Here is an 18121-nt window from a genome sequence, read left to right as displayed (position 1 = left end):
ATTGTGTTGGAGTGCCCGCATGACCATCAGCCTCACCCCCGCCGCGCTGGAGCGCGTGCAGCGTTTCGTGCAGCAGACCCCGGGTGCATTGGGCCTGCGCTTTGGCGTGACCAAGACCGGTTGCTCCGGCTGGGGCCACATCACCGACCTGGCACGTGAGAAGCGCGACGACGACGCGGTGTTCGAGCAGGGCGGGGTGTGCATCTTTGTCGACCCGACCAGCCTGCCGCTGGTGGACGGCACCTGCATCGACTTCGGCAAGCACGGGCTGAGCGAGACGTTTACCTTCAGCAACCCCAACGCCACCGCCGAGTGCGGTTGCGGTGAAAGCTTCACCACCGAAGCCGAGCACCGCTGATCTGCGGCCTTCTCCCTCCGAGAGGAAAGTCTCCGCAGGGCGGATGAGGGCACGGGCGACGCCTTGCGTTGTTGATAAGTCTCGGGTTGGTGAATGTATTGAGGGCGTCGCCTCCATACCCTCACCCCAGCCCCTCTCCGGCGGGAGAAGGGGCTTAGCATTGCGCCATGCGCTTGCTTCCTTCTCCCCTCGGGAGAAGGTGCCCCGAAGGGGCGGATGAGGGTACGGGGCGAAGCCAAGCGCGGTCGAAAGTCGCTAGGGCATCGCCTCCGTACCCTCACCCCAACCCCTCTCCCGGCGGGAGAGGGGCTTTAGAGTTCCGCTTCCAGGCTAGCCGGTTGCGGCTAAGCGCTTGAACTGCCATACTTTCCTGCTTCCTGCCCGGTTCCGGGCGGGAACCCTTGCTCCACCGGCCGCTTCGCGCGGACCACCGGGGAGCTGTCCGGCCCACGTGGCCACATCCGAAAGGTAAAACAACATGAGTCGTCATTACGAAGTCGTGTTCCTGGTCCATCCGGACCAGAGCGAGCAGGTCCCGGCCATGATCGAGCGCTACAAGTCGCTGATCGAGGGCGGTAACGGCACCATCCACCGTCTGGAAGACTGGGGCCGTCGTCAGCTGGCCTACCCGATCCAGAACCTGGTGAAGGCGCATTACGTGCTGCTCAACATCGAAGTCGACCAGGCCGTGCTGAGCGAGCTGGTGGAAAGCTTCCGCTTCAACGATGCGGTGCTGCGTCACCTGGTCGTCAAGCGCGATGGCCCGGACACCGAGCAGTCGCTGATCATGAAGAGCAAGGACGAGAAGGGCGACAAGCCCGAGCGTAGCGAGCGTCGTCGTCGTGACGACGAGGAAGGCGACGCTGCACCTGCCGCCACCGATACCGACGGCGACAACGCCGAAGCCGCTTAAGGAGCGCTGTCATGTCCAAGTTCTTCCGTCGTCGCAAGTTCTGCAAGTTCACCGCCGAGGGCGTCAAAGAGATCGATTACAAGGATCTCAACACCCTGCGTCAGTACCTCACCGAGAATGGCAAGATCGTGCCGAGCCGCGTGACCGGTACCAAGTCCAAGTACCAGCGTCAGCTGGCGACGGCCGTCAAGCGCTCGCGTTTCCTGGCGCTGATCCCGTACACGGACAACCACGACGTTTGATCGGTCGTTCGTTGCGGGGCGCTCAAAGCGGCCCGCACGAATGAAGTGAGTCCTCGCAAGAGCCCATGCGGCTGCATGCGAGTTCTCACAGTAGCCCGCACATCCCTGTGCGGGTTATCAAATTGATAGAGACCGGTCATTCGAGATGCGGTGTTGATCGTGCTCTTGCGATTCCCAAATCCCGATTCCCGAATCCCGTCTTTTCGGACAGCACCCGTTGCGTCGGCCAAAGTGCCAGCGCTAACGAATAACGGAGCACCACCATGGATCTGATTCTTCTGCAGAAAGTGACCAACCTGGGCAATCTGGGCGACAAGGTCAGCGTCAAGCCGGGCTACGGCCGTAACTTCCTCGTGCCGCAGGGTAAGGCCGTTCCGGCCACCGCTGCCAACGTCGAAGCGTTCGAAACCAAGCGCGCCGATTACGAAGCCAAGGCCAACACCATCCTGGCCGATGCGCAGACCCGTGCCACCAAGTTCGAAGGCGCCAGCGTCACCATCGGCGCGCACGCGTCCACCGAAGGCAAGCTGTACGGCTCGGTTGGCCCGCGCGACATCGCCGAGGCGTTCACCGCTGCCGGCCTGCCGCTGGAAAAGAGCGAAGTGATCCTGGGCGAAGGCGCATTCCGCAATGTCGGCGAGTACGACGTTGTGCTGCACCTGCACGCCGATGTGGAAACCTCGGTCAAGGTCATCGTCGAATCCGACGCCTGATCCTTGCTGCATGTGTGAACCGAAGGGCGCCTTGTTAGGCGCCCTTCGTCTTTTACGGCCAGCCGCAGCGTAGCGACGGCACCGTTATACTCATGCCCCATTGTCGGTTCCACGGCCTGCAGATCTTGCCGATCAAGGGCTTAGGTGCCGGCTCCACAGGAAAAGCGCCTGCCGGCTGTGTCCGCGCGGTGCCCGGAACCCGTCCGTCCCATGCGCCTGTCCACGATCAAGCTGTCCGGTTTCAAGTCGTTCGTCGACCCGACCACGTTGCACCTGCCCACCAACATGACCGGCATCGTCGGCCCCAATGGTTGCGGCAAGTCCAACATCATCGATGCGGTGCGCTGGGTGATGGGCGAAAGCTCGGCCAGCCGGCTGCGCGGCGACTCGCTGACCGACGTGATCTTTTCCGGCTCCTCGGCGCGCAAGCCGGTGTCGCAGGCGACGGTGGAACTGATCTTCGACAACTCCGATCACACCATCACCGGTGAGTTCGCCTCGTTCAACGAGATCTCGGTCAAGCGCCTGGTCAGCCGCGACGGCAACAGCGCCTATTACCTCAACGGCACCAAGTGCCGGCGTCGCGACATTACCGATTTGTTCCTGGGCACCGGCCTGGGGCCGCGCAGCTACTCGATCATCGAGCAGGGCATGATCAGCCAGATCATCGAGGCGCGCCCGGAAGATCTGCGCGTGTATCTGGAAGAGGCCGCCGGCATCTCCAAGTACAAGGAACGCCGCAAGGAAACCGAAACCCGCATCCGCCATACCCGCGAAAACCTCGACCGCCTGGGCGACCTGCGCGAAGAGATCACCAAGCAGCTGGCGCATCTGCAGCGCCAGGCGCGGCAGGCCGAGCAATACCAGGCCTTGCAGGAAGAGCGCCGGATCAAGGATGCGGAGTGGAAGGCGCTGGAGTACCGCGGCCTGGATGGGCAATTGCAGGGCCTGCGCGAAAAGTTGAATCAGGAAGAAACCCGCCTGCAGCAGCTGATCGCCGACCAGCGCGATGCCGAAGCGCGGATCGAAACCGGGCGCGTGCGCCGCGAAGAGGCGGCCGAAGCGGTGGCCAAGGCGCAGGCCGACGTCTACCAGGTGGGCAGCGCGCTGGCGCGCATCGAACAGCAGATCCAGCACCAGCGCGAACTCTCGCATCGCTTGCACAAGGCGCGCGATGAGGCGCAGAGCCAGCTGCAGGAATTGACCCAGCACATCAGTGGCGACTCCTCAAAACTGGCCGTGCTGCGCGAAGCGGTGGATGCGGCCGAACCGCAGCTGGAACAGCTGCGCGAGGACCATGAGTTTCGCCAGGAATCGCTGCGCGAAGCCGAGGCGCGGCTGGCCGACTGGCAGCAGCGCTGGGAAACCCATAACCGCGACACCGGCGAAGCCTCGCGCGCCGGCGAAGTGGAGCGCACGCGTGTCGATTATCTGGACCGCCAATCGCTGGAGGCCGACCGCCGCCGCGAAGCGCTGGTCAACGAACGGGCTGGGCTGGATCTGGATGCGCTGGCCGAGGCGTTCGAGCAGGTCGAGCTGCGCCATGAAACCCAAAAGGCGTCGCTGGACGGGCTGACCGAGCAAGTCGAAGCGCGCAAGCACGCCTTGGGCGGTCTGCAGGAACAACAGCGGGCAAGCCAGGGCGAGCTGGCTGAGGTGCGCAAGCAGGCGCAGGCCGCGCGCGGTCGGCTGTCGTCGTTGGAAACCCTGCAGCAGGCCGCCCTCGGTCAGGAGCAGGGCGCGGCGGTGGCGTGGCTGAAGTCGCGTGGGCTGGATTCGGCGGCGCGTGTTGGCGAGCGCATCACAGTGGAAAGCGGCTGGGAAAATACCGTCGAAAGCGCGCTGGGGCAGTTGATCGAAGGCGTGCTGGTGGAGGCGCCCGAACAGCTGGTCGACGCGTTGGGCGAGTTGGGCGAAGGCCGCATTGCGCTGGTGTCCAACGCCACCGATGCCGCCACTTTTGCACCGACCTCATTGGCAGCCAAAGTGCAGGGGCCGATCGCGATTCGTCGGTTGCTGGCGCGGCTGCATGCGGCCGACGATCTGCAGGCCGCACGCGCGTTGCAAGCCGCGTTGCCGGAAGGCGACTCGGTCATCACCCGCAATGGCGAGCGCTTGGGCGAGGGTTGGGTGCGCGTATCGCGCTCTGGCGCGGCCAAGCAGGGCGCCTTGCTGCGCGAGCGCGACATCCAGGAACTGCGCACGCAGATCGACACTCTGCAGGAGCGCGAAGCCGAGCTCGAACAGCGGCTCACCAGCTTCCGCGAGCAATCGCTGGCCGCCGAACAGCAGCGCGAAGATGCGCAGCGTCAGCTATACATGGCGCACCGCAGCGTGTCCGAACTGGCTGGCCAGTTGCAGAGCCAGCAGGGCAAGGTCGATGCAGCGCGTACGCGCATCGAGCGCATCGAAAACGAGTTGTCGCAGTTGCTGGAAACGCTGGATACCAGCCGCGAACAAGCCCGCGAGGCCCGCGCGAAACTCGAAGACGCGGTCACCCTGATGGGCGATCTGCAAGGTACGCGGCAGGCGCTGGAAAACGAACGCCGCCAGCTCACCGATGCGCGCGATCAGGCGCGCGATGCCGCGCGTGGCGTGCGCGATGCGATGCATGCCTTGGCGCTGACGCTGGAATCGCAGCGCACTCAGATCACCTCGCTCAGCCAGACCCTGGAGCGCATGGACAGCCAGCGCGGCCAGCTCGATACGCGCCTGGAAGATCTGGTCTCCCAGCTCAGCGACGGCGATTCGCCGGTGGAAACGCTGGAGCACGAACATCAGGCCGCATTGAGCGAGCGCGTCCGCACCGAGCGCGTGCTCAGCGAAACGCGGACGTTGCTCGACAGCATCGACGGTGAGCTGCGCAGCTTCGAGCAGACCCGTCAGCAGCGCGACGAACAGGCGCTGGCGCAGCGCGAGCGCATCAGCCAGCGCAAGCTCGATCAACAGGCGCTGGTGCTCAACGCCGAGCAGTTGTCTGCCGCGGTGGTCAAAGCCGGCTTCGTGCTCGAAGACGTGGTCAACGGCCTGTCCGAGTCTGCCAACGCGCCCGAGTGGGAAGCGGCGGTGAGCCAGATCGACGGGCGCATGCGGCGCCTGGAGCCGGTAAATCTGGCTGCGATCCAGGAATACGGCGAGGCTGCGCAGCGCTCGGAATATCTGGAAGCGCAGAACCTGGACCTCAATACCGCACTGGAAACGCTGGAAGAAGCTATCCGCAAGATCGACCGCGAAACCCGCGGCCGTTTCAAGGACACCTTCGATCGCGTCAACTCCGGCGTGCAGGCGCTATATCCGCGTCTTTTCGGCGGTGGGCACGCGTATCTGGAACTCACCGGCGAAGACCTGCTCGACACCGGCGTGACCATCATGGCGCGCCCGCCGGGCAAGCGTGTGTCCAGCATTTCGCTGCTGTCCGGTGGCGAAAAGGCGATGACCGCCGTGGCGCTGGTGTTTGCGATCTTCCAGCTCAATCCTGCGCCGTTCTGCCTGCTGGACGAGGTGGACGCGCCGCTGGACGAAGCCAATGTCGGCCGCCTGGCCAACATGGTGCGCGAGATGAGCGAGAAGGTGCAGTTCCTGTTCGTCAGCCATAACAAGGCGACCATGGAAGCGGCGCGCCAGTTGTCCGGTGTGACCATGCGCGAGCCGGGCGTCAGCCGTCTGGTCAGCGTGGACCTGGAAGAGGCGGCACGTTTGGCGGGTGCGGCATGACGTGCCATGCTTGCTGGAATGATGACACCTGTCACTCTTATGCGGAGGCACGCTGAATGTCCGACATGGCCATGATCCGGATCGGGATCCTGATCGCGGGATTGCTGCTGGTCGCTGCAATTTTTCTGTTCGGCCGCCCGAAGAAATCGCCGCAGGGGCGTCGCGTCGACAAGGACGACGGTCAACCGCGCGAACGCCGCGAGCCGGTGATTTCCGGCGATGCGGGTGTCGATGGCGAAACGTTCGAGCGCAGCGAAGGCAGTGCCGAACAGAGCGAACTCAACCTGGACGACCAGGAGGGGGCCGGCGGTAACGACGTCGGCAAGCGCCCCAACCAGGATTTCGACAAGATCGTGTCGTTGTTCGTGGCGGCCAAGGCCGGCCAGATCCTGCGTGGCGAAGATGTGGTGGTTGCCGCAGAAAAGACCGGCCTGGTGTTCGGCCATATGAATGTGTTCCACCGCCTGGTGGAAGGGCATCCGGAGCGCGGGCCGATCTTCAGCATGGCCAGCATTCTCAAGCCGGGTAGTTTCGACATGGCCAACATCCGCGAGATGCAGACCCCGGCGATTGCGTTCTTCCTGACCTTGCCGGCGCCGATGACCGCGCTGGATGCCTGGGAAAAAATGCTGCCGACCGTGCAGCGCATGGCCGAGTTGCTGGATGGCGTGGTGCTGGACGACAGCCGCAATGCGCTGGGTCGCCAGCGTGTGGCGCATATCCGCGACGAACTACGTGCCTACGATCGTCAGCACCAGGCACCGCCGCTGACCAAGTCCCCGCGCTGGTGAGTTGAGCGATGTTGAGTCTGCAGGGCGTGTTGGCAGTGGCCTTGCTGCTGGTGCTGTGGGCGATTCTGGCAATGCCGCTGTTGTGGATCTTTTCGTTGATCACCGCGCGACTGCGCAAACGCCCGCGCAACTCGCCGTGGGTGGTGGGCAGTTTCGCCGCTGCCATCACCCTGCTGGTGGCGCCGGTGCCGACGCCCTTCATCAGCGTGTTCCTGCCGCATGCGATCGCGTTGTTCGATCGCCGTTACTACGCGCACATCCTGCAAGGCCCGCCGATGTTGCGTGAGCTGCTGCTGTGGAATGCAGGCTCGATGGTGCTGACCTTCGTCATCAGCTATCTGTGGATACAGCGCACGCTGCGCGCACCGCAGCGCGACGGATTGGATCGGTAGCCACTCTCCCCACCGGGCGATAAGACGCTGCGTGCGCGCCATCGGCGCGCGTACCTTTGAGCGCCCGCGGCGCAAGCGCGGGCCTGGGTTGGGTGCGGAAGGCGAGGCAGCAGAGCAGTCGGTGCTGCAGGCCTGACGGCGCGCGGCGACGCGTTTGTCATGGCAGGTGGTGGCTGATCTCCGCGACGCCCCTCATCCGCCTCCGCAGCGCATCTTCTCCCCCATAAAGGGGGACAATGTCCCGAGGGGAGACGGGTTAGCGCTTGGCTTTGGTAAACGCCTCGCGGAACCGCATCATCTCTGCCTCGGTGCCAACAGTCACGCGCACGCGCTTGGGCCAGATCGGCCAGCTGCGGCCGACGATCACGCCCTGCTTCTGCATCGAATCGGCAAACACGCCGGCCTCGCGCTTGACGTCCAGCATGAAGCAGTTCGCTTGCGTGGGCAGGCAGGTGTAGCCCTTGCTTTTGAGCCAGGCGACGGTCTCATCGCGCACGCGTGCGTTGTCCGCGCGCCGGGTCTGCACCAGTTGCGGGTCGCGCAGGCTGGCGATACCGGCCGCCATGGCCGGGACCGGCAACGGGTTGCTGCCGAAGCTGGCGAGCTTGGTCTGCAGGCCCGGCGGGGCAAGCGCTGCGCCCAGGCGCAGGCCGGCCATGCCATAGAGTTTGGAGAAGCTGCGCAGCACGATCAGGTCCTGGCGCTGACGCACCAGGTCGACCATCGACGGCTCGTTGCTGTAGTGGATGTACGCCTCGTCGACCACCAGCACCGCGCTGGCCGGCTTGTTGGCCAGCAGCCATTCGATGTCGCTGCGCGGGGTGATGCTGCCGGTGGCATTGCCGGGATTGCACAGATAGATCAGGCCGGCGGTCGGGTCGGCCTTGGCCATCGCCTTGACGTCGTGCGCGCCATCGGCACGCAGCGGCACCTTGCGCACCTGCACGCCGCGGGCAGTGGCGCTGTCGATGACCGGGTCGAAGCTCGGGTCTGCCACCACCAGGCCTGCGCGCGCCGAGGTGAACAGGTTGCTGGCGCGATTCAGTGCGTCCCTGGACCCGGGAAACAACGCCAGATGGTCATTGGGCAGCTGCAACTCGCCGGTCATCAGATTGCGCAGGTCCTGCTCCATCTCCTGCAGGTAGCGGCCCGAACGCGCCAGCGACCGCGTTGCGGCATCCAGCGCTGCCGGAGCGGGGCCAAGCGGATGTTCGTTGAGGTTGAGCAGCACCGTGCCTGCTGCCGGTGCGACGCCAGGCGCTGCGGCCGCGGCTGCGCGCTTGCGGGCCGCCTCAGCCGCGGGTGCCAGCCCCAATGCGGAAACCGCCACGCCAGTGGTGGCGAGGCTGAGAAACGAACGGCGCGAGACGGGCAACGACACGGGTGAGCTCCAGACGAGCAGGACAAAGAGGTCGCCACGCTAGCGGGTTTGTGCCGGTCTGCCTATCGGGAAATCCCCGGGCGGCACGCTGTCGGCCGTCAGCGGGCAGATCCAGTGGTCCAGGAAGCCAGTCGCGCCTGTCCGCGTGACGGCGAATCCTGCCGGGCTTGCTGCCGGGGTGCGAGCGAGGCGCTGCCGGCATCATTACGTTTGGTCTTGCGCGCCTGCCTGCCGCTGTCGATGCGGTCAGCGACATCCGATTAGGGATCGACGTCAGGGCGGGTCATCGCTTGCGCATCGGCATGGCCCGTTAGAATGGGCGGCCCAGTGCCAGCCCAGCGATCGTATGACTGTCAGCCCGGATCCCGCTCAGCGCATCGATGCCCTGCGTCGCCGAATCGAAGACGCGAACTACCGCTATCACGTGCTCGACGAGCCGCAGATGGCCGACGTCGATTACGACCGCCTGATGCGCGAGCTGGAGGCGCTGGAAGCCGAGCACCCGGCACTGGCCACTGCCGATTCGCCGACGCAACGGGTGGGGTATCTGGCCGCGTCGCGCTTTGCCGAAGTGCGGCATGCGCTGCCGATGTTGTCGCTGGGTAACGCCTTCAGCGATGAGGAAGTGAGCGAGTTCGTCCGCCGCATCAGCGAGCGGCTGGAGCTCAAACAACCGGTGTTTTCGGCCGAACCCAAACTCGATGGACTGGCGATCAGCCTGCGCTACGAAGATGGCGAATTCGTGCAAGGTGCGACCCGTGGCGACGGCGCCGCGGGAGAGGATGTCAGCGCCAATCTGCGCACGGTCAAGGCGATTCCGCTGCGTTTGCGTGGGCAGGGTTGGCCGAAGGTGCTGGAAGTGCGCGGCGAGGTCTACATGCCGCGCGCCGCGTTCGAGGCGTACAACGCGCAGATGCGTGCGCAGGGTGGCAAGGTGCTGGCCAATCCGCGCAATGGTGCGGCCGGCTCGTTGCGGCAGCTGGACGCGCGCATCACCGCGCAGCGCCCACTCAGTTTTTTTGCGTACGGTGTAGGCGAGGTGCGCGACGGCGCCTTGCCGCAGACGCATTCGGCCATCCTGGCGCAATTGCGCGACTGGGGATTTCCGGTTAGCCAGCTGGTCGAAGTGGTGCAGGGCAGCGAGGGCCTGCTGGCGTACTACCAACGCATTGGCGCGGCGCGCGACGGGCTGGCCTTCGATATCGATGGCGTGGTGTACAAGCTCGACGATCTGGCCGGCCAGCGGGAGATGGGGTTTGTTTCACGCGCGCCGCGCTGGGCGATTGCGCACAAATTCCCGGCGCAGGAGCAATCCACCACGGTGGAGGCGATCGAGATCCAGATTGGCCGTACCGGTGCGGCGACGCCAGTGGCGCGACTGAAGCCGGTACATGTGGCTGGTGTGATCGTCACCAATGCCACGCTGCATAACGCCGACCAGATCGCGCGGCTGGATGTGCGCGTGGGCGATACGGTGATCGTGCGCCGTGCCGGCGATGTGATTCCGGAAGTGGCCGGCGTGGTCGCCGACCAGCGCCCGCCGGACACGCAGGAATGGCGCATGCCTACCCAGTGCCCGGTGTGCGGGTCGGAGATCGTGCGCGAAGAAGGCCAGGCGGTGTGGCGGTGCTCGGGCGAGTTGACCTGCCCGGCGCAGCGCAAGGAGGCGTTTCGGCATTTCGTGTCGCGGCGTGCGATGGATGTCGACGGTTTGGGCGAGAAATTCATCGAAGTGCTGGTCGATAGCGGACTGGTGCAAGGTGTGGCCGATCTCTATCTGCTCACCGTCGATCAACTGCTGCAACTGCGCCTGATCAGCACCGCCGACAGCCCGCATGCGTTCTTGCGCGAGGCGCGCGAGCATTTGGCAACCGGTGCGTATGCGCAGCTCGAAACCACCGTGGCGAGCATCGGCGTGGATCTGGCCGGCGAACATGAGGCGCCGCAGACCTGGCAGGCTGATCTGCTGCGTGCAGGGCTGCCGAGCTTCGATTGGAACCGCCGCAAGATCGCCACCAAATGGGCCGAGAACCTGATCGAGGCGATCGAAACATCGCGCGATACCACGCTGGAGCGCTTTCTGTTCGCGCTTGGCATCGAGCATGTGGGCGAGAGTACGGCCAAGGCCTTGGCGGCGTGGTTCGGCGATCTGGAGCTGATCCGCCATCTGCCGTGGCCGCTGTTCAAGCGTGTGCCCGATATCGGTGGCGAAGTGGCGCGTTCGCTCGGGCATTTCCTCGATCAGCCGGGCAACCAGCAGGCCATCGACGATTTGCTGCAACGTGGCGTGCGCATCGGCGATGCACACCCGCCATCGCCCAAGCTGCGCGATGCCTTGAGTTTTGCCAGCGTGCTGGAAGACATGGACATTCCCAAGGTGACGCCGGTGCGCGCGCAGCAACTGGCGGCGGCGGTGCCGTCGTTCGATGCGCTGCGCACTGCCGGCAGCGACGCGTTATTGCAGGCCGGTGTGCCCGCACCGGTGGTCGCCGCGCTGTTGCAATGGCTGGATCGCCCGGAAAATGCCGCACTTGCCACGGCAGCACAACAGGCGATGGAAACGGTGCTGGCGCGCCTGCCGGACGCCGAGGCCGTGCAGGCCGGCCCCTTGGAAGGCCAGACGGTCGTGATCACCGGCACCTTGGCCGCTTTGACGCGCGATGCTGCCAAACAGCGGCTCGAAGCATTAGGCGCCAAGGTGGCCGGCAGTGTCTCCAAGAAAACCGCGTTCCTGGTGGCCGGCGAGGAGGCCGGCTCCAAGCTCGACAAGGCTCAATCGCTGGGTGTGGACATCTGGGACGAAGCGCGGCTGCTGGCCTTTCTGGGCGAGCACGGCCAACAGCCATGACCGCAGCGCAACTCGATCTGGCCGGGCTGCGGTTGCGCGCTCAGCTCAATGCCGCGATTCGCGCTTTTTTTGCCGAGCGCAGCGTGCTGGAAGTGGAAACGCCGGTGCTGTCGCAGGCCGGCAACACCGAGCCGAATATCGAAAGTTTCAGCACCCGCTTCAGCGGACATGTGGATGCTGGTGCGCCGCTGCGCTGGCTGCGCACCTCGCCGGAATATCCGCTCAAACGCCTGCTCGCCGCCGGCCTGGGCGATTGCTACGAACTGGGGCGCGTGTTCCGCAACGGCGAAGCCGGCGGCCGGCACAATCCGGAATTCAGCATGCTCGAGTGGTATCGGGTGGGTTGGGACGACCGTAAGTTGGCGCAGGAAACTGTCGCACTGGTGCAGCGCGCGCTTGCACTGGTGCAGCGCGAGGCGAGCGTGCAGGTGCTCACGTATCGCGAGCTGTTCGTGCAACGCCTGGGCATCGACCCGTTGCTGGACCCGGTCGACACGCTGCGTGCAGCACTGCATGACGTTGCCATCGATCCGCAGGGACTGACACGCGACGATTGGCTGGACCTGCTGATGACCCATCGCATCCAGCCCGGCTTTGCCAGCGAGACGCTGACCGTGGTGCACGACTGGCCAGCCAGCCAATGCGCGCTGGCGCGTATCCGTCACGACAGCCCGCCGGTCGCCGAGCGCTTCGAGCTGTATCTGGGCGGCTATGAAGTGGCCAACGGCTACCACGAATTGAACGATGCGCAGGAGCAACGGGCACGCTTCACCCGCGACAACGCCGTGCGTGCGGCGCGCGGATTGCCGCAGCTGCCGCTGGATGAGCACCTGCTGGCGGTGCTGTCGCAGCTGCCCGATTGCGCAGGCGTGGCGGTGGGTGTGGATCGGTTATTGATGGCCTTGCGCGGCACCGCGCAGATTGCCGACGTGCTGGCGTTCGACTTCGCCCGCGCCTGAGTTGCGACCAGCGGGATCGGGCGATGCGCCAGGCACTGGCAGCGGCCAACAACCCTGCTGCGCTCATCGCCGGTCCTGCGTCGCTGGTGCGCGGTGCGCCATGGACTACGTGTGCACGTCGGTTCTCAGTGCGCCGTCCGCACTCACATGACGACTGCGCGCTTGGTTTTCTCAGCTGCGCTCGCCGCGATGCAGGGAATGCGGTTCGCGCATCGCGATTGGCCGTGGAGATCTCAAGTGGATCACAGCGCAGATCCGGACCCGCGCAGCCCAATGCCTGTAGGCGATGTCGCACGCATTTGGTCGTGCGGCAAGCAAGCGTGGGTTGCGCGGCCATGCCGTTGTCATCGCCGCCGTATTGCTATCTTCACATCGATGATGCTCTCATCTTCCCGTCCACGGGGGCGCGACGTTTATCGTTTCGGGGTGAGGATTGCTGGCATGAAGTGGCTGATCAGCTTATGCGGTTTGTGGTGCCTGCCGCTGCTGATGCTCGCCGACGCGCGCGCCGCTGAGCGCGGCTCCGGCGTGGTGCGTTGCGAATCCAAGGACATGGCGCGCGTGCATTGCGCGATGGATGTCGCCAGCGGCGTGCAACTGGTACGCCAGCTCTCCGAAACCAGCTGTATCCGCGGTAGCGAATGGGATGTCGACCGCGACGGTGTCTGGGTCGAGCAGGGCTGTCGTGCCGAATTCGCCACCACCGTGCCGGCCACACCGCTGATGCGGCGTGTGGTGCGTTGCGATTCCAACGGCGGAAAGGTGGTGTGCCCGGTGGTCTTGCGCGGCGCGCCGGTACGCCTGTTGCGGCAACGCTCGATGTGGCCGTGCAAGGAAAACCGTACCTGGGGAACGCGGCGTAACGAAATCTGGGTGTCGCGTGGTTGCGATGGCGAGTTCGAAGTCGGCGCCGAAGATGGGTCCGGTTTCGTGGCGGTGCCGCGCATGGTCACGTGCGAATCGAAAAAGAGCGCGCGTCGCACGTGTGGGGTGTCGGTGGAGCGCAAGGTGCGCCTGGGCCGGCAACTGTCCAGGACGGCGTGCGTGGAAGGCCAGACCTGGGGCTGGAGTCGCGACGGGGTGTGGGTCAACGATGGTTGCCGCGCGGAATTCATCGTCGACTGAGCGGCTGACGAACCTGCTTGCGTGGTCTATTGCTGGGCGAAGAATCTTGGCCACGTACATCGCCAGCTGCCGCGCACGTGCTTTCGCTGCACAGGGTGGCTGATCTGCGGTTTGGCTGCAGGGCCCTTGCCCGCCCACCCTCGCGGGACACGCTGCAAGTACGTCCTTGTAAGCTCTTACGCGGCATCCATGCCGCGTAAGGTCCCGCGAGGGTGAGCGGGCAAGGACCAGTCGCGATGGTCGGTGTGCACGCTTGCAAGCAAGGCTTGGTGTGTTGTCTGGATAACGCCGGGTCGGGTCAGCTTCGCAGCGCAGCGCGATCGACTGGCAGGCTTCAACAAAGCAATCGGCAAACTTCCTTCCAAAGCAATCAGCAAACCGTCTGGTGCGGTGTCCTCGCCGATTATGGGACCGTGTGGCGGCATGGATGCCGCTACCGAGCCTACAGGGACGTACTTGCGGCGTGTCCCGCGAGCGGCGAGGGCACCGCGCCCTCGACCAGCCAGGCTTTTGCGCTTGATGCACTGCTGCTCGCACCCTGCAGGCTGAGCATCGCCGCTCACTGACTGGGCTACGCGCGCGCCTTACAATAGGGCGATGAACGACAGCGCCCATATCGATTACGCCCGCTACGACCACATCCGCCCACTGCTGTGGACCGGCGATGCCCTGGAATTGCTCGACCAACGCAAGCTGCCTTTCGTGGTGGAGCATGTGCGCTGCGAGAGCAGCGATGCGGTGGCCGAGGCCATCCATTCGCTGGCCGTGCGTGGTGCGCCGGCGATTGGTATCGCGGCCGGCTGGGGCGTGGTGCTGGCTGCGCACGATATCGCTGCCGACGATGGCAGTGCGGCCTTGCAGAAACTCGAACCGGCGCTGTTGCGGCTCAATGCCGCGCGCCCGACCGCGGTCAACCTGGCCTGGGCGTTGATGCGCATGCGCCGGGTGCTGGGCGCGGCCGGTGCAGACTGGCGCGAGGTGATTGCGCGCGAGGCGCAGGCCATCGCCGATGAGGATCTGGCTGCCAATCGTCACATGGGCGCGCTGGGTGCCGGGCTGATCGCCCCGGGCAGCGGCGTGCTCACCCACTGCAATACCGGCTCGCTGGCCACCGCCGGCTTCGGCACCGCGCTGGGCGTGATCCGTGCCGGCATGGCGCAGCAACGCATCGCCAAGGTGTTCGCCGGCGAAACCCGGCCGTGGCTGCAGGGCGCGCGCCTGACCGTGTGGGAGCTGCAGCAGGACGGCATCGATGCCACCCTGATCGCCGACTCGGCTGCGGCGCATCTGATGAAATCCGGCCTGGTGCAGTGGGTGATCGTCGGTGCGGACCGCATCTGCGCCAACGGCGACACCGCCAACAAGATCGGCACCTACCAGCTGGCCATTGCCGCACGCCACCACGGGGTCAAGTTCATGGTGGTGGCGCCGTCGTCGACGGTGGACATGGCCACCAGCGATGGCGATCAGATCGAGATCGAGCAGCGCGATCCAGGCGAGTTGTTCGGCGTGGGCGGGGTGCGGACGGTGGCCGAGGGTATCCATGCGTGGAACCCGGTGTTCGACGTCACCCCCGGTGCGCTGATCGATGCCATCGTCACCGAACGTGGGGTGATCGAGCAGCCCGATCGAGCGCGAATGCAGGCCGCCTTCGGCGCCTGAGCCGGACCGGCGGCAAGATTGCCGCCAACGTCCCGCCAAAATCCCTGCAAGTGCTTGTTTCTGGCCGTAAAGCGACGGTATCGGGAAGCCCCTTCGTGGTACAATCTGGGGCTTGAATCGATCGGCGGGAGCGTGGGGTCGGCAGCCTGTGACTGAGGCGCCCCCGACGCGGCTTTCCGGCTCGCCCGCCACCTCACTTACGGAACCCGAATGGCAGAAACCGCCAAGGAAATCATCCAGGTCAACCTGGAAGACGAGATGCGCAAGAGCTATCTCGATTACGCCATGAGCGTGATCGTTGGCCGCGCACTCCCCGATGCCCGTGACGGCCTCAAGCCTGTGCACCGCCGCGTGTTGTTCGCGATGCACGAGCTGGGCGCCCACAGCAACAAGGCCTATTTCAAGTCGGCACGTATCGTCGGCGACGTCATCGGTAAATACCATCCGCATGGCGACCAGTCGGTGTACGACACGCTGGTGCGCATGGCGCAGCCGTTCTCGCTGCGCTACATGATGGTGGACGGCCAGGGTAACTTCGGTTCGGTCGACGGCGACTCCGCCGCGGCGATGCGTTACACCGAGTCGCGCATGTCGCGGCTGGCGCATGAGCTGATGGCCGATATCGACAAGGAAACCGTCGATTTCCAGCCCAATTACGATGAAAAGGAACTGGAACCGACGGTCATGCCGACCCGGTTCCCGAGCCTGTTGGTCAACGGTTCTGCCGGTATCGCGGTGGGCATGGCCACCAACATCCCGCCGCACAATCTGACCGAGGCGATCAACGCCTGCATCGCGCTGATCGATACGCCCGAGCTGGATGTCGAAGGCTTGATGGAGTACATCCCGGGCCCGGATTTCCCCACTGCCGGCATCATCAACGGCACCGCCGGCATTGCCGCGGGCTACCGCACCGGCCGTGGCCGCGTGCGTATCCGCGCCAAGGCCGATGTGGAAGTGGCCGACAACGGCCGCGAGGCGATTGTCGTCACCGAGATCCCGTACCAGGTCAACAAGGCGCGGTTGATCGAAAAGATCGCCGAGCTGGTCAAGGAAAAGAAGCTCGAAGGCATCAGCGAGCTGCGCGATGAGTCCGACAAGGACGGCATGCGCATCTACATCGAAATCAAGCGCGGCGAGTCGGCTGAGGTTGTGCTCAACAACCTGTACCAGCAGACCCAGATGGAGTCGGTGTTCGGCATCAACATGGTGGCCCTGATCGACGGCCGCCCGCAGTTGATGAATCTCAAGCAGATGCTGCAGGCGTTCATCCGCCACCGCCGCGAAGTGGTCACCCGCCGCACCATCTACGAACTGCGCAAGGCGCGTGCGCGTGCGCACGTGTTGGAAGGCCTCACTGTTGCGTTGGCCAACATCGATGAAATGATCGAGTTGATCAAGACCTCGGCCAACCCGCAGGAAGCGCGCGAGCGCATGCTGGCCAAGACCTGGGAGCCTGGTCTGGTCGGTGCGCTGCTGGGTGCCGCCGGTGCCGAAGCGTCCAAGCCGGAAGACCTGGCGCCGGGCGTTGGCCTGGCCAATGGCTTCTATCAGCTCAGCGAAGTGCAGGCCTCGCAGATCCTGGAAATGCGTCTGCATCGCCTGACCGGGTTGGAGCAGGAAAAGCTGACCGACGAGTACAAGCAGTTGCTCGAGGTCATCCAGGGCCTGATCCGCATCCTGGAAAACCCCGACGTATTGCTGCAGGTGATCCGCGATGAGCTGATCAACATCCGCGAAGAGTACGGCGACGAGCGCCGCACCGAGATCCGTCACAGCGAAGAAGATCTGGATATTCTCGATCTGATCGCGCCGGAGGACGTGGTGGTGACCTTGTCGCACGCCGGTTATGCCAAGCGTCAGCCAGTGAGCGCGTATCGCGCGCAGCGGCGTGGTGGGCGTGGCCGTTCTGCCGCAGCGACCAAGGAAGAAGATTTCATCGATCAGCTGTGGCTGGTCAACACGCACGACACGTTGCTGACCTTCACCAGCAGCGGCAAGGTGTTCTGGCTGCCGGTACATCAGTTGCCGGAAGCCGGCTCCAATGCGCGTGGCCGCCCGATCATCAACTGGATTCCGCTGGAATCCGGCGAGCGGGTGCAAGCGGTGTTGCCGGTGCGCGAATACGCCGACAACCGCTATGTGTTCTTCGCCACCCGCAACGGTACCGTCAAGAAGACCCCGCTCAGCGAATTCGCCTTCCGTCTGGCGCGCGGCAAGATAGCGATCAATCTGGACGATGGCGACGCGCTGGTCGGCGTTGCGCTGACCGATGGCGATCGCGACGTACTGTTGTTCGCCTCCAACGGCAAGACCGTGCGCTTTGGCGAGTCCACCGTGCGTTCGATGGGCCGTACCGCCACCGGCGTGCGTGGTATCCGCATGCCCAAGGGCGAGGAAGTGGTCAGCCTGATCGTGTCCGACCCGGCGGGTGGGATCGAGATCGAGTCCGATGAAGACACTGCGGACGACGTCGTCGATACGGCAGACGGCGCCGAGGCGGCGGTGATCGACGTCGCCGAGAGCGACGATATGGCCTACATCCTCACCGCCACCGAGAAGGGCTACGGCAAGCGCACTCCGCTGTCCGAATACCCACGCAAGGGACGCGGCACGCAGGGCGTGATCGGTATCCAGACCAGCGAGCGCAACGGCAAGCTGGTGCGTGCGGTGCTGTTGGGTGCCACCGACGAAGTGCTGCTGATCTCCGATGGCGGCACCCTGGTGCGCACACGCGGTTCGGAAATTTCGCGCGTGGGCCGCAACACGCAGGGTGTGACGTTGATCCGTCTGTCCAAGGGCGAGAAGTTGCAGGCGGTCGAACGCCTGGACGCATCGCTGGATGAAGTGGACGACGTGGTGGAAGAAGCGAGCGCAACCGCCGAGTCCGTCGCGCTGCCGCCGGCAACCGAAGAATGATCGGCTAACGTCATCGCTGCAGTTGAACGAAAACGCCGGCAATGCCGGCGTTTTTTATTGCATGTGTTTTGTTACGCACTTGGTTTATTGCAGGCGATGACATG

At 64.9% G+C, this 18121-nt stretch carries 13 protein-coding genes and 1 other RNA gene; 13 read left to right on the top strand and 1 reads right to left on the bottom strand.

Annotation, left to right across the window (positions count from 1 at the left end):
• Positions 1–19: 19 nt before the first annotated feature.
• The 7 genes from ABQZ00_RS11815 (at position 20) to ABQZ00_RS11785 (ending at position 7123) form a co-directional block, all read left to right on the top strand.
• Entirely contained in the window at positions 20–358 is a 339-nt protein-coding gene (locus ABQZ00_RS11815) for a HesB/IscA family protein (RefSeq protein ID WP_055844665.1), read from the top strand.
• Between the two features lie 478 nt (positions 359–836).
• Positions 837–1271, top strand: coding sequence for a 30S ribosomal protein S6 (rpsF, locus tag ABQZ00_RS11810; protein ID WP_055844662.1), 435 nt, complete (start codon positions 837–839; stop codon positions 1269–1271).
• Positions 1272–1282: 11 nt separating this feature from the next.
• Positions 1283–1513, top strand: coding sequence for a 30S ribosomal protein S18 (gene rpsR, locus ABQZ00_RS11805; RefSeq protein ID WP_005991243.1), 231 nt, complete (start codon positions 1283–1285; stop codon positions 1511–1513).
• A gap of 263 nt (positions 1514–1776) precedes the next feature.
• Positions 1777–2226, top strand: coding sequence for a 50S ribosomal protein L9 (rplI, locus tag ABQZ00_RS11800; RefSeq protein ID WP_055844660.1), 450 nt, complete (start codon positions 1777–1779; stop codon positions 2224–2226).
• Positions 2227–2436: 210 nt separating this feature from the next.
• Positions 2437–5940 carry a chromosome segregation protein SMC gene (smc, locus tag ABQZ00_RS11795; protein ID WP_323538246.1) on the top strand — a complete coding sequence of 1168 codons (3504 nt, stop codon included), beginning with the start codon at positions 2437–2439 and terminating at the stop codon, positions 5938–5940.
• Between the two features lie 56 nt (positions 5941–5996).
• Positions 5997–6731: a cell division protein ZipA gene (zipA, locus tag ABQZ00_RS11790; protein WP_323538247.1), complete on the top strand. Its 735-nt coding sequence runs from the start codon at positions 5997–5999 to the stop codon at positions 6729–6731.
• 8 nt (positions 6732–6739) lie between these two features.
• Positions 6740–7123, top strand: a complete 384-nt coding sequence (locus tag ABQZ00_RS11785; RefSeq protein ID WP_323538248.1) for a hypothetical protein — start codon at positions 6740–6742, stop codon at positions 7121–7123.
• 256 nt (positions 7124–7379) lie between these two features.
• Here ABQZ00_RS11785 and ABQZ00_RS11780 read toward each other — a convergent pair whose 3' ends face one another.
• Positions 7380–8504, bottom strand: a complete 1125-nt coding sequence (locus tag ABQZ00_RS11780; protein WP_055844647.1) for a pyridoxal phosphate-dependent aminotransferase — start codon at positions 8502–8504, stop codon at positions 7380–7382.
• 346 nt (positions 8505–8850) lie between these two features.
• Here ABQZ00_RS11780 and ligA point away from each other — a divergent pair, with 346 nt between their 5' ends.
• From ligA to gyrA, 6 genes are all read left to right on the top strand, one after another.
• Entirely contained in the window at positions 8851–11352 is a 2502-nt protein-coding gene (gene ligA, locus ABQZ00_RS11775) for an NAD-dependent DNA ligase LigA (RefSeq protein ID WP_323538249.1), read from the top strand.
• A complete protein-coding gene (epmA, locus tag ABQZ00_RS11770; RefSeq protein ID WP_323517106.1) occupies positions 11349–12311 on the top strand; it encodes an EF-P lysine aminoacylase EpmA in 963 nt (320 codons plus the stop codon). The genes ligA and epmA overlap by 4 nt, the downstream gene beginning before the upstream one ends.
• A 100-nt stretch (positions 12312–12411) precedes the next feature.
• A non-coding RNA gene (locus ABQZ00_RS11765) (sX9 sRNA) lies at positions 12412–12488 on the top strand.
• Positions 12489–12752: 264 nt separating this feature from the next.
• On the top strand, positions 12753–13436 hold the full coding sequence (locus ABQZ00_RS11760) for a DUF3011 domain-containing protein (protein ID WP_161961785.1): 684 nt from the start codon (positions 12753–12755) through the stop codon (positions 13434–13436).
• 597 nt (positions 13437–14033) lie between these two features.
• Entirely contained in the window at positions 14034–15098 is a 1065-nt protein-coding gene (mtnA, locus tag ABQZ00_RS11755; protein ID WP_323538250.1) for an S-methyl-5-thioribose-1-phosphate isomerase, read from the top strand.
• A gap of 210 nt (positions 15099–15308) precedes the next feature.
• Positions 15309–18017, top strand: coding sequence for a DNA gyrase subunit A (gyrA, locus tag ABQZ00_RS11750; RefSeq protein ID WP_323538251.1), 2709 nt, complete (start codon positions 15309–15311; stop codon positions 18015–18017).
• Positions 18018–18121: the final 104 nt, after the last annotated feature.

This window comes from Xanthomonas sp. WHRI 10204 (genome assembly GCF_040202875.1).
GTDB lineage: Bacteria > Pseudomonadota > Gammaproteobacteria > Xanthomonadales > Xanthomonadaceae > Xanthomonas.
The sequence above is the reverse complement of the archived record's forward strand: the minus strand, read 5'-3'. Positions and strand labels throughout refer to the sequence as shown.

Bases quoted from the DNA above. Each gene is read 5' to 3' on its own strand.
- gyrA (WP_323538251.1), top strand. From the start codon at position 15,309: ATGGCAGAAACCGCCAAGGAAATCATCCAGGTCAACCTGGAAGACGAG.
- rplI (WP_055844660.1), top strand. From the start codon at position 1,777: ATGGATCTGATTCTTCTGCAGAAAGTGACCAACCTGGGCAATCTGGGC.
- ABQZ00_RS11785 (WP_323538248.1), top strand. From the start codon at position 6,740: ATGTTGAGTCTGCAGGGCGTGTTGGCAGTGGCCTTGCTGCTGGTGCTG.
- epmA (WP_323517106.1), top strand. From the start codon at position 11,349: ATGACCGCAGCGCAACTCGATCTGGCCGGGCTGCGGTTGCGCGCTCAG.
- mtnA (WP_323538250.1), top strand. From the start codon at position 14,034: ATGAACGACAGCGCCCATATCGATTACGCCCGCTACGACCACATCCGC.
- ligA (WP_323538249.1), top strand. From the start codon at position 8,851: ATGACTGTCAGCCCGGATCCCGCTCAGCGCATCGATGCCCTGCGTCGC.
- ABQZ00_RS11760 (WP_161961785.1), top strand. From the start codon at position 12,753: ATGAAGTGGCTGATCAGCTTATGCGGTTTGTGGTGCCTGCCGCTGCTG.
- zipA (WP_323538247.1), top strand. From the start codon at position 5,997: ATGTCCGACATGGCCATGATCCGGATCGGGATCCTGATCGCGGGATTG.
- ABQZ00_RS11815 (WP_055844665.1), top strand. From the start codon at position 20: ATGACCATCAGCCTCACCCCCGCCGCGCTGGAGCGCGTGCAGCGTTTC.
- smc (WP_323538246.1), top strand. From the start codon at position 2,437: ATGCGCCTGTCCACGATCAAGCTGTCCGGTTTCAAGTCGTTCGTCGAC.
- rpsF (WP_055844662.1), top strand. From the start codon at position 837: ATGAGTCGTCATTACGAAGTCGTGTTCCTGGTCCATCCGGACCAGAGC.
- rpsR (WP_005991243.1), top strand. From the start codon at position 1,283: ATGTCCAAGTTCTTCCGTCGTCGCAAGTTCTGCAAGTTCACCGCCGAG.